Genomic DNA, 11,843 nt, shown 5'->3' with positions numbered 1-11,843 from the left:
GGGCACAGCAGCCCCCGGGTCCTTTTGCGTTTTCCGGCCGTTGTTACAGGCGGGTGAACACAACCTCACACTGGCTCTCAGGCGCGCGAGAGCCGATGGAAGAAGCAGTGCCGCAGGCGTCCTCGCAGGGACCGAGGAGGAACCGACGTCATGGACGAGCGAACCGAGCACAGGACCACGGGCCACCCGACCGCACACGACGACCGCATGGCGATCCGGGCAGGTGGTACGCGATGAGCTCGCTGCTGCTCCTGACCAACGCACTCCAGCCCTCGACGGAGGTGCTGCCCGCCCTCGGGCTGCTGCTCCACAGCGTCCGGGTCGCCCCCGCCGAGGGCCCCGCCCTGGTCGACACCCCGGGCGCCGACGTGATCCTCGTCGACGGCCGCCGCGACCTGCCGCAGGTGCGGTCGCTGTGCCAGCTGCTGCGCTCCACCGGCCCGGGCTGCCCGCTCGTGCTGGTGGTCACCGAGGGCGGGCTGGCCGCGGTCACCGCCGACTGGGGCATCGACGACGTCCTGCTGGACACGGCCGGCCCCGCCGAGGTGGAGGCGCGGCTGCGGCTGGCGATGGGCCGCCAGCAGATCACCTCCGACGACTCCCCCATGGAGATCCGCAACGGCGACCTCTCGGTCGACGAGGCCACCTACAGCGCCCGGCTCAAGGGCCGGATCCTGGACCTCACCTTCAAGGAGTTCGAGCTCCTGAAGTACCTGGCCCAGCACCCGGGCCGGGTGTTCACCCGGGCCCAGCTGCTGCAGGAGGTCTGGGGGTACGACTACTTCGGCGGCACGCGCACGGTCGACGTCCATGTCCGGCGGCTGCGGGCCAAGCTGGGCCCCGAGCACGAGTCGCTCATCGGCACCGTCCGGAACGTGGGCTACCGCTTCGTGGTCCCGGAGAAGGTCGAACGCGCTGCCGAAGAGGCCAAGGCGGCCTCCTCCCCGGCCGTCCCCCGGACGGAGGAAGAGCCCCTGACCGAGGAAGCAGGCGTACGCCCTGCCCAGAGGTAGGTCACCCCGCGTAGACTTCGCGCCGTGGCCAAGGTGACGCGGGACGACGTGGCGCGACTGGCGGGTACTTCGACCGCCGTCGTGAGCTATGTCATCAACAACGGACCCCGGCCGGTCGCCCCGGCCACGCGCGAGCGGGTACTCGCAGCGATCAAGGAGCTGGGCTACCGCCCCGACCGGGTCGCACAGGCGATGGCCTCGCGGCGCACGGACCTCATAGGCATGATCGTCCCGGACGCCCGGCAGCCGTTCTTCGCGGAGATGGCGCACGCGGTCGAACAGGCCGCCGCCGAGCGCGGGAAGATGGTCCTGGTCGGGAACTCGGACTACCGCGACGAGCGCGAGGTCCACTATCTGCGCGCCTTCCTCGGCATGCGGGTCTCCGGACTGATCCTGGTCAGCCAGGGACCCAGCGAGCGGGCCGCGGCGGAGATCGAGGCGTGGGACGCACGGGTGGTCCTGCTGCACGAGCGGCCCGAGGCCATCGACGACGTGGCCGTGGTCACCGACGACATCGGCGGCGCCCAGCTGGCCACCCGGCATCTGCTGGAGCACGGCCACGCCTATGTGGCCTGCCTCGGCGGCGTGGAGAACACCCCCGAGGTCGGCGACCCGGTGGCCGACCACGTCGAGGGCTGGAGACGGGCCATGCGGGAGTCCGGGCGGTCCACCGAGGGCCGCCTTTTCCAGGCCCCGTACAACCGCTACGACGCCTACCGGATCGGCCTGGAGCTGCTGTCCGGGCCCGACCGGCCGCCGGCGATCTTCTGCTCCACCGACGACCAGGCCTTCGGTGTGCTGCGCGCGGCCCGCGAGCTGCGGATCGACGTGCCCGGGGAGCTGGCGGTGGCCGGCTTCGACGACGTCAAGGAGGCGGCGCTGACCGACCCGCCGCTGACCACGGTCTCCTCCGACCGTCCCGCGATGGCCCGGGCGGCGGTCGACCTGGTCCTCGACGACGGCCTGCGGGTGGCGGGCTCGCGGCGCGAGCGGGTCAGGCAGTTCCCGTCCGGTCTGGTGATCCGGCGCTCCTGCGGCTGCGGCTGACGCACCCCCGGGGCGCACGCCCACGGGCCGCCACCCGGCGCCGTCGCGGCCCGCCGGGTCCTTCCGTCCGGGGGAGCGGCGCAGCGCCACCGGTACCGCGGCAGCCCGGCGGCCGCAGTACCGCGACCCGCCGCTGCCGCGCTCCTCGGCCAGGGCGGGGAGGCCGTCCGGGGCGGCCGCTGCCGCAGGGGGTGTCCCGCGGGTGCCGCCGGGGAGTCCGCCCACCCGGCCCGGCGCCGGATCCCGGCCCCCGCCCGTATACCGGCCCCCGCCCTTATATGGGGCATACAGGCTTCTGTCGGGCTTCTCAGTGCGCGCTCAGACTCCTCTCATCCACGCCCCCGAGGCTCGATGACATGAGCGACCACGACCGCCGGAGCGGCGACCACACCCCGTACCCCCACGGCCCCCGCCCGCAGGGGCCGGGCCCCCTCGGGCAGGCGCCCCCCGGGGCCCGCCCCGCCGGCCCGCCGCACCCGGCAGCCGGTGCGGCGTCCGCGCCGGGCGCCCCCGAGGCCCTCAGCCCGCAGACGGCGGGGGGCTTCCCGCCGCCCCCGCCGCACGAGCCGCCGCGCCCCCCGATGACGGTCTGGCCCGGTGACGGCGGCGCCGCCTACGTCCCCGGGGAGCTCCGGCCCGCGGCGGCCTCGGCTCCCGCCGTGGCGCCCGCCAGGCACCGGCGGCGCGCGGGGCGCCCGGTCGCCCTCCTCGCGGCCGTCGCCCTCGCCGCGGGCGCGGTCGGCGGCGGGGCCTCGTACCTGGTCGGCACCCTGGTGGGCGGGCAGGAGGGCGCCGCGGCCACCGGTGTCAGCGGCACCAACGTCGCGGCGTCCAGCAAGGGCACGGTCGCGGGCGTGGCCCAGGCCGTGTCGCCGAGCATCGTGGAGATCAACGCCGCCTCCACCGCCGGGCAGTCCACCGGCTCCGGCGTGATCATCACCTCCGACGGCGAGGTCGTCACCAACAACCACGTGGTCTCCGGATCCGACACGGTGACGGTGCGGCTCGACGACGGACGGACCTACACCGCGGACGTGCTGGGCACGGACCCCGGCAAGGACCTCGCGCTGATCAAGCTGCGGGACGCCTCCGGACTGCAGCCCGCCGCGCTGGGCGACTCCGGGGACGTCAGGGTCGGCGACGAGGTCGTGGCCATCGGCTCCCCCGAGGGTCTGACCGGCACCGTCACCAGCGGCATCGTCTCCGCCCTCGACCGGGACGTCACCGTCGCCAAGGAGGAGTCGCCGCGGCAGCAGGACCCGCGCCAGAACTGGCCCTTCGAGTTCGGCGGCCGGCAGTTCAACGGCGACACCGGGGAGTCCACCACCACCTACAAGGCCATCCAGACCGACGCCTCGCTCAACCCCGGCAACTCGGGAGGCGCCCTGATCAACATGAACGGCGAGGTCATCGGCATCAACTCGGCCATGTACTCCCCCGGTTCCGCCTCCGGCTCGACCGCCGGGAGCGTCGGCCTGGGCTTCGCCATCCCGGTCGACTCCGTCAAGGCCGACCTCGGCACCCTCCGCTCCGGCGCGGACGTCTGAGGCCGTGCAAGGCTGGACCCATGAGTGATGGCGAGCGCATCCTGATCGTCGACGACGAACCCGCCGTACGCGAGGCGCTGCGGCGCTCCCTCGCCTTCGAGGGGTACGCCACCGAGACCGCCGTCGACGGGCTCGACGCCCTCGCACGGGCGCAGGAGTACGCGCCGGACCTGATCGTCCTCGACGTCCAGATGCCGCGGATGGACGGGCTGACCGCCGCACGCCGCCTGCGGGCGTCCGGCTCCCGGGTGCCCGTGCTGATGCTCACCGCCCGGGACACCGTGGGCGACCGGGTCACCGGCCTGGACGCGGGCGCCGACGACTACCTGGTCAAACCCTTCGAGCTGGACGAGCTCTTCGCCCGCATCCGGGCCCTGCTGCGCCGCAGCGCCTACGCCGCCGCGGACGGCCCCTCCGGCGAGGGCGAGGTGCTGTCCTTCGCCGACCTGCGGATGGACCCGGCCACCCGCGAGGTGACCCGCGGCGGGCGCACCGTGGAGCTGACCCGCACCGAGTTCACCCTGCTGGAGCTCTTCCTGGCCCACCCGCGCCAGGTCCTGACCCGCGAGCAGATCCTCAAGTCCGTCTGGGGCTTCGACTTCGAGCCCACCTCCAACTCCCTGGACGTGTACGTGATGTACCTGCGGCGCAAGACGGAGGCGGCCGGCGAGCCGCGGCTCGTGCACACCGTGCGCGGAGTCGGCTACGTCCTGCGATCGGACGCTGCCGAGTGATCCGTCGGCTGCGTGCCCTGCCGCTGCGCTCCCGGCTCGCCCTGCTCGTGGCGACGGCCGTGGCGGTGGCCGTGGCGGCCGTCTCCACGGCCTGCTGGTTCGTGGTGCGCGGCAAGCTCTACGACGAGGTCGACGGCAAGCTGCGCACCCAGTACGAGACCCTCAACCTGCGGGCCGCGGGGGTCGCCGCCATCCTGCGCGCCTGCCCTTCGGAGGCGGAGCCGGCGAACGAGTTCGCCCCGCCGCGCGACTACTACTACCAGCTGGTCCGGGCGTCCTCCGGCGAGCCGTGCGTGATCTCGGCGGACTCCGTGGGCGCGGTGCGCGTCACCGCCTCCGACCGGGAGGTGGCCCGGCGGTCCGACCCCCGCGAGCGGAGTCTGCGCAACGGCACGGACACCGAGGGCAACCCGGTGCGGGTGCTGACCGTCGCCGCGGTCCTGGACCGGCGCCCGGACGGGGCACCCGGCGTGGGCGTGGTCCAGGACACCGCCCTGTCGATCGGCGTACCGCTGCGGGAGACCGAGCGCACCCTGGGGGACCTGGCCCTGCTGCTGCTCGTGGTCTCCGGGATCGGCGTGCTCGGCGCCGGGGCGACCGGGCTGTGGGTGGCCCGCACGGGCCTCGCTCCCGTGGACCGGCTCACGGGGGCGGTGGAGCACGTGGCGCGCACGGAGGACCTGAGCGTGCGCATCCCGGTGGAGGGCGACGACGAGATCGCCCGGCTGTCGCGGTCCTTCAACGCCATGACGGCCGCGCTGGCCTCCTCCCGCGACCTCCAGCAGCAGCTGATCGCCGACGCCGGACACGAGCTGCGCACCCCGCTGACCTCGCTGCGGACCAACATCGAACTGCTGGCCCGCAGCGAGGAGACCGGCCGGGCCATCCCCGCGGAGGACCGCAGGGCGCTCCTGGCCTCGGTGACCGCCCAGACGACCGAGCTGGCGGCGCTGATCGGGGACCTCCAGGAGCTCTCCCGCCCGGATGCCTCGGCCCCCCACCAGGTGCAGGTCGTGGCACTGCACGAGATCGCCGAGGGGGCCCTGCGGAGGGTGCGCCTGCGCGGTCCGGAGCTGCGCTTCGCCGAGGACCTCGCCCCCTGGTTCGTGCGGGGCGAGCAGGCGGCCCTGGAGCGGGCGCTGGTCAACGTCCTGGACAACGCCGTGAAGTTCTCGCCGCCGGGGGGCCGGATCGAGGTGGTGCTGAGGGAGGGCGAGCTGACGGTGCGCGACCACGGGCCGGGCATTCCCGCCGAGGAACTCCCGCATGTCTTCGAGCGGTTCTGGCGCTCGCCCTCGGCACGCTCGCTGCCGGGCTCCGGTCTGGGGCTGTCGATCGTGGCGCGGACGGTCCAGCAGGCGGGCGGCGAGGTGCGGGTGGACCGCGCGGAGGGCGGCGGCACCGTGGTGACCGTGCGCCTGCCGGGAGCCCCGGCCCCGCCGCCCGCCTCCCCCGCCCCGGGGGCGCCCGGACCGGTCCGCGGGCCCGGGGCGTCCTGAGGGCGGGCCCGGGGTCCGGAACGCGCACCGGGCGGGGGCGTGAACGGCGGCGGGGCGTGAACGGCGGCGGGGCGTGAACGGCGGCGGGGCGCCCGGTCCGGTGCTCCGGACCGGGCGCCCCGCCTCTCGGGGGCGTCCCGCGCCTACCGCACGACCGTGATCCGGTCGGCGGCCGGCGGCGCGATGGGCGCCTCGGCCGAGGAGTTGGTGTTCAGATAGGTGTTGAGGAGCTCCAGGTCGGAGGCGCCCACCAGCTTGTTGGTGTGCTCCTTGAAGACCGTGAAGCCGTCACCGCCGCCCGCGAGGAACTCGTTCATCGCGACCCGGTAGGTCCCCGAGGGGTCGATCGCCTCGCCGTTCAGCCGCACCGAGTCCGCCACGACCCGGTCGGCCCCGGACTTCGTCAGGTCCAGGGTGTAGGTGAAGCCCTCCGAGACCTGGAGGATCTTCGGCGAGGCCTCGTTCGGGCCGCTGACCTGCTGCCGGAGCGCGGTGATCAGCTGAGCGCCGGTCAGGTCCACCACGTTCATCATGTTGGTGAACGGCTGCACGGTGAAGGCCTCGCCGTAGGTCACCACGCCGTCGCCCTCGCCGCTGCCGTCGGCGTACACCAGGTCGCCGCGGATGCCGCCGGGGTTCATCAGGGCGAGCTGCGCGCCGCCCTTGTCGGCGGGGGCCAGCCCCTCCAGCTGCGCGTCGGCGATCAGGTCGCCGAGCGGCTTCTCCGGCTCGGTGGAGCCCCGGCCGGGGATGTCGGCCGAGATGAAGCCCTGCGGGCGGCCCGCGACCGGGGCGGCCAGCGCGCTCCAGCGGTCGATCAGGCGCGTCATGTCCCGGGCCTTGGCCTGGTCGCGGCTGACCACGTGGTTGGCCGAACTCACCGCGGTGCGCACGATGTCACGGGTGCGGCGGTCGTAGGTGAGCGTGGTCTCCGTGTACAGCTTGCCGAAGGACGCGGCCGAGGTCACCGTGCGCGGCTTGCCCGAGGGGTCGGGGATGGTGCAGACGTACGCCTGGTGGGTGTGCCCGGTCACCAGGGCGTCCACCTTCGGCGTGATGCCCTTGGCGATCTCCGCGATCGGACCGGAGATGCCGTCCCCCGGACCGGGCGAGTTGCAGTCGTAGTTGTACGAGGAGGAGGCCGGATAGCCGCCCTCGTGGATCAGCGCCACGATCGACTTCACGCCCATGCGGTCCAGCTTGCGGGCGTACTTGTTGATCGTCTCGACCTCGTCGTGGAACTTCAGGCCCTTGATGCCGTTCGCGCTGACGATGTCCGGGGTGCCCTCCAGGGTCACGCCGATGAAGCCGATCCGGACGCCGTTCTTCTTCCAGACGGTGTACGGCTTCAGGAGCGGCCTGCCGGTGCGCTCCTTGGTGACGTTGGCCGCGAGGTACGGGAAGTCGGCGCCCTTGAAGCGGCGGCCCTCCTCGAAGCAGCCCTCCACCGGGTGGCAGCCGCCGTTCTGCAGGCGCGCCAGCTCCACGGCGCCCTCGTCGAACTCGTGGTTGCCGACGCCCGCGACGTCGAGGTCCATCTTGTTCAGGGCCTCGATGGTCGGCTCGTCGTGGAAGAGCCCGGAGAGCAGCGGGCTCGCGCCGACGAGGTCGCCCGCGGCGGCCGTGACGGAGTACGGGTTGCCCTGGCGCGCCGTGCGCAGCGAGGTCGCCAGGTACTCGACCCCGCCCGCCGGGACCGTCTTCACGGTGCCGTCGGGCTGGATCTCGGAGACGTTGCCGGAGGAGCCGGCCGGCGGCTCCAGGTGTCCGTGCAGGTCGTTGAAGGACAGCAGCTGCACGTCGACGGTGCGCTTGCCGTGGTGGTGGCCGTGGTGGCCGCCGTGCCGGTCACCGGAGGCGGCGCCGGCCGGTACCGCGGCGACCAGTGCGCCGGCGGTGGCCAGCCCTGCGGCCGCGGCGAGCACGCGCCGGGTGCGCCGGGCCGAGCGGGTTCTATCGGATCTCGCTGACATCTGTCCCCTTGTCAGTTCCAGCGTGGAGGGAGGGTGGGGCTGTCCGAGGACAGTCCTCCGGGGCGCAGCCTAGAGTCAACGCGCGTAGCGCGACAGGGGGATGCGGGTTACGAGCTGATTGCCGACATCCGTCAACACCGCAGAACCGGCCATACCGCCCACCCGGCACACCGCGGGCGGCCGCCCGGGCGCGCCCGCGCCGCCGTACCGTGGACCCATGACGATCGACGCAGTGATTCCGGAGCCCGGACGGCAGATCCACTCCCTCGGCGAACTCACCGCGGAGCAGGCCGAGGCGGTCCTCGCACTGCTCGCCGAGGCAGCGCGGTCCGACGGGATGCAGGCCGTGTCGGAGCAGGGCCGGCTCCAACTGACCGGCGGCGAACGGGAGGGCGTGCGCCACTTCCTGCTCACCGTGGACGCACAGCTCATCGGCTACGCGCAGCTGGAGGACACCGACCCCGTCGAGGCGCCGGCCGCCGAACTCGTCGTCCACCCGAGCCACCGGGGCCGGGGGCACGGCAGGGCACTGGGCAACGCCCTGCTGGACGCCTCGGGCAAGCGGCTGCGCATGTGGGCGCACGGCGGCAAGCCCGCCGCCCGGCACCTGGCCCAGGTGCTGGGCCTGACGCTCTTCCGCGAACTGCGCCAGCTGCGCCGCCCGCTGAGCCCCGGCACGGTGCCCCCGCGGGACTACCCGCAGGGCGTCACGCTGCGCACCTTCGTCCCCGGCAGGGACGACGAGGAGTGGCTGGCGGTCAACGCCGCGGCCTTCGCCCACCACCCCGAGCAGGGCTCGCTCACCCAGCGGGACCTGGACGACCGGATGGCCCAACCCTGGTTCGACCCGGCGGGCTTCTTCCTCGCCGAGCGCGAGGGGCGCATCATCGGCTTCCACTGGACGAAGGTGCACGCCGAGGAACACCTCGGGGAGGTCTACGTGCTCGGGATCCGCCCGGACGCGCAGGGCGGCGGCCTCGGCAAGGCCCTGACCGCGACCGGGCTGCGCCACCTCGCCGCCCAGGGCCTGCCGACGGCCATGCTCTACGTCGACGCGGACAACACGGCCGCGCTGCGGGTGTACGAGCAGCTGGGCTTCGTCACGCACGAGGTGGACCTGATGTACCGCACGGAGTCCTGACCCGCCGCGCCCACCGCACGAGACCCCGCCCCGCGGGACCGCGCCTCAGGACCGCCCCTCCGGACCGTGCCTCGGCCCCGCCCGGGTTCCCGGGACCGGACCCCCGCGGCCGACCGGGCGCCGCGGAGCGGCAGGCCCCCGGGCGAGGGGGCGGACCACGCCGGGGGGCGGGGCCCGGCCATGACCCGGCTGCGCCCGCGGAGGCCCCGCACCGGGCGGGGCCGCCCGGCCCCCTCCCCCCGCCGCCGTGGGCCCCGTCCCGCCCACCCGCCGGACCCGGGCACCGGCTGCCGCCCGGGGCCGCCGCCGTGGCCAGCCACCGCGCCCGTCCGCCACCGCCGTCCGTGCCGCCACCGCGCCCGTCCGCGCCGCCGTCGTCCGTGCCGCCGTCCGGGTGTTCCGGCCCCGGCACGGCTGACCGGAACCGGCCGGTCCCGCAGCGGCCCCGGACCGGCGGGACCACCCGTTCCGGGGCCGGCGCCCCCCGGGAGCCCCGTTCCGCTTTCCCGCACGTCATGTCGTCGTTACCGGGCATTCAGACACTCTTGCGACCCTCGGCCAATGCAGCCCGCTGTGCCCGACTCCCCCGACGGGAGAAATGCCCTCGCTCCGGCCCGCTCCGACGCGCCGGTGACCCGTTTCACACGGAAGAATGGGTCCATGAGCCAGCAGCCCGCCGAGGTCCCGGTCCAGCACCCCCAGCCGTCCGTCGCGTCGATCTCCGCGCACCGGCCGCACACCGTCGCGGCCACCGTCTCCGATCTCGAACCCGACATCGACGCGGACGCCGACGCCTACGAGGAGGCCCACACGGGCGGCCCGGAGCTGCCCCAGGGGCGCTTCCTCGACCGCGAGCGCAGCTGGCTCGCCTTCAACGAGCGGGTGCTGGAGCTGGCCGAGGACCCCACCACTCCGCTGCTGGAGCGGGCCAACTTCCTCGCCATCTTCGCGTCCAACCTGGACGAGTTCTTCATGGTCCGCGTCGCCGGCCTCAAGCGCCGCATCGCGACCGGAGTGGCCACCCGGTCGGCCTCCGGGCTCCAGCCCCGCGAGGTCCTGGACCTGATCTGGACCCGCTCCCGCGAGCTCATGGCCCGCCACGCCGCCTGCTACCAGCAGGACGTCGCGCCCGCCCTCGCCGACGAGGGCATCCACCTGATCCGCTGGCCCGAACTCACGGAGAAGGAGCAGGCCCGGCTGTTCACCCTCTTCCGCCAGCAGATCTTCCCCGTCCTCACCCCGCTGGCCGTGGACCCGGCCCACCCCTTCCCCTATATCTCGGGCCTCTCCCTCAACCTCGCGGTCGTGGTGCGCAACCCCGTCAGCGGCCACCGCCACTTCGCCCGGGTCAAGGTCCCCCCGCTGCTCTCCCGCTTCCTGGAGGCCTCCCCCCAGCGGTACGTGCCGCTGGAGGACGTCATAGCGGCCCACCTCGAAGAGCTGTTCCCCGGCATGGAGGTGCTGGCCCACCACATGTTCCGGGTCACCCGGAACGAGGACCTGGAGGTCGAGGAGGACGACGCCGAGAACCTGCTCCAGGCGCTGGAGAAGGAGCTCATGCGGCGCCGCTTCGGCCCGCCCGTCCGCCTGGAGGTCGAGGAGTCCATCGACCCCTACGTCCTCGACCTGCTGGTCCGCGAGCTGAAGATCTCCGACGCCGAGGTCTACCCGCTGCCCGGCCCGCTGGACCTGACCGGCCTGTTCGGGATATCGGCCCTGGACCGGCCGGAACTCAAGTACCCGAAGTTCGTCGCCGGCACCCACCGGGACCTCGCCGAGGTGGAGTCCGCCTCCGCACCCGACATCTTCGCGGCGCTGCGCGAGCGCGACGTGCTGCTGCACCACCCCTACGACTCCTTCTCCACCTCGGTGCAGGCCTTCCTGGAGCAGGCCGCCGGCGACCCCGACGTCCTCGCGATCAAGCAGACCCTCTACCGCACCTCCGGCGACTCGCCCATCGTGGACGCCCTCATCGACGCCGCCGAGTCCGGCAAGCAGGTCCTGGTCCTGGTCGAGATCAAGGCCCGCTTCGACGAGCAGGCCAACATCAAGTGGGCGCGCAAGCTGGAGGAGGCCGGCTGCCACGTCGTCTACGGCCTCGTCGGGCTCAAGACGCACTGCAAGCTCAGCCTGGTCGTACGCCAGGAGGGCGAGACGCTGCGCCGCTACTCCCACGTCGGCACCGGCAACTACCACCCCAAGACCGCCCGCCTCTACGAGGACCTGGGCCTGCTCACCGCCGACCAGCAGGTGGGCGCCGACCTCTCCGACCTGTTCAACCGGCTGTCCGGCTACTCCCGGCGCGAGACCTACCGCCGGCTGCTGGTCGCCCCCAAGTCGCTGCGCGACGGGCTGGTCTCCCGGATCAACAAGGAGATCACCCACCACAAGGCGGGACGCCCCGCCTTCGTGCGCATCAAGGTCAACTCGATGGTCGACGAGACGATCATCGACGCCTGCTACCGCGCCGCCATGGCGGGCGTGCCGGTCGACATCTGGGTGCGCGGCATCTGCGCCGTGCGCCCCGGGGTCACCGGCCTCTCGGAGAACATCCGCGTCCGCTCGGTCCTCGGCCGCTTCCTGGAGCACTCCCGGATCTTCGCCTTCGGCAACGGCGGCGAGCCGGAGGTCTGGCTGGGCAGCGCCGACATGATGCACCGCAACCTCGACCGCCGCATCGAGGCACTGGTCCGGGTCACCGACCCGGCACACCGGGCGGCCCTGAACCGGCTCCTCGAGACCGGCATGTCCGACACCACGTCCTCCTGGCACCTCGGCCCGGACGGGTCATGGACCCGGCACGCCGCGGACGCCGACGGACAGCCGCTGCGGAACGTACAGGAGTCGCTCATTGACGCCCGGAGGCGCCGGCGTGCAAAGCCCTGACCC

General features: G+C 73.7%; 8 protein-coding genes. 7 read left to right on the top strand and 1 reads right to left on the bottom strand.

The genetic code is table 11. The annotated features are described in order from the left end of the window. The first annotated feature begins 233 nt into the window (after positions 1-233). The 5 genes from ACGF15_RS27260 to ACGF15_RS27240 all read left to right on the top strand — a co-directional run bounded on the left by ACGF15_RS27260 (position 234) and on the right by ACGF15_RS27240 (position 5,840). On the top strand, positions 234-1,013 hold the full coding sequence (locus ACGF15_RS27260) for a response regulator transcription factor (RefSeq protein ID WP_345613769.1): 780 nt from the start codon (positions 234-236) through the stop codon (positions 1,011-1,013). A 24-nt stretch (positions 1,014-1,037) separates the two neighbouring features. Further along, a complete protein-coding gene (locus ACGF15_RS27255; protein ID WP_345613770.1) occupies positions 1,038-2,060 on the top strand; it encodes a LacI family DNA-binding transcriptional regulator in 1,023 nt (340 codons plus the stop codon). 356 nt (positions 2,061-2,416) lie between these two features. Then, positions 2,417-3,607 (top strand): S1C family serine protease, encoded by a 1,191-nt coding sequence (locus tag ACGF15_RS27250; RefSeq protein WP_392802740.1) that lies wholly within the window; start codon positions 2,417-2,419, stop codon positions 3,605-3,607. A 20-nt stretch (positions 3,608-3,627) separates the two neighbouring features. Beyond that, positions 3,628-4,341 (top strand): response regulator transcription factor, encoded by a 714-nt coding sequence (locus tag ACGF15_RS27245; protein WP_345613772.1) that lies wholly within the window; start codon positions 3,628-3,630, stop codon positions 4,339-4,341. After that, positions 4,338-5,840, top strand: a complete 1,503-nt coding sequence (locus ACGF15_RS27240) for a HAMP domain-containing sensor histidine kinase (RefSeq protein ID WP_345613773.1) — start codon at positions 4,338-4,340, stop codon at positions 5,838-5,840. The genes ACGF15_RS27245 and ACGF15_RS27240 overlap by 4 nt, the downstream gene beginning before the upstream one ends. Before the next feature lie 143 nt (positions 5,841-5,983). Here the strand turns inward: ACGF15_RS27240 and ACGF15_RS27235 are convergent, their stop codons facing one another. Then, the gene (locus ACGF15_RS27235) at positions 5,984-7,813 is read right to left on the bottom strand and encodes a bifunctional metallophosphatase/5'-nucleotidase (RefSeq protein ID WP_345613774.1); all 1,830 of its coding nucleotides are present in this window, start codon (positions 7,811-7,813) and stop codon (positions 5,984-5,986) included. 217 nt (positions 7,814-8,030) lie between these two features. On the opposite strand from ACGF15_RS27235, the gene mshD reads away from it, so the two are divergent. After that, positions 8,031-8,954, top strand: coding sequence for a mycothiol synthase (gene mshD, locus ACGF15_RS27230; protein ID WP_345613775.1), 924 nt, complete (start codon positions 8,031-8,033; stop codon positions 8,952-8,954). A gap of 660 nt (positions 8,955-9,614) precedes the next feature. Beyond that, the gene (locus ACGF15_RS27225) at positions 9,615-11,840 is read left to right on the top strand and encodes an RNA degradosome polyphosphate kinase (RefSeq protein ID WP_345613776.1); all 2,226 of its coding nucleotides are present in this window, start codon (positions 9,615-9,617) and stop codon (positions 11,838-11,840) included. Positions 11,841-11,843 lie beyond the last annotated feature (3 nt).

Source organism: Streptomyces sp. NPDC048001, from assembly GCF_043203115.1.
Lineage (GTDB): Bacteria > Actinomycetota > Actinomycetes > Streptomycetales > Streptomycetaceae > Streptomyces > Streptomyces sanyensis.
This window is presented reverse-complemented; position numbering and strand designations above follow the sequence as displayed.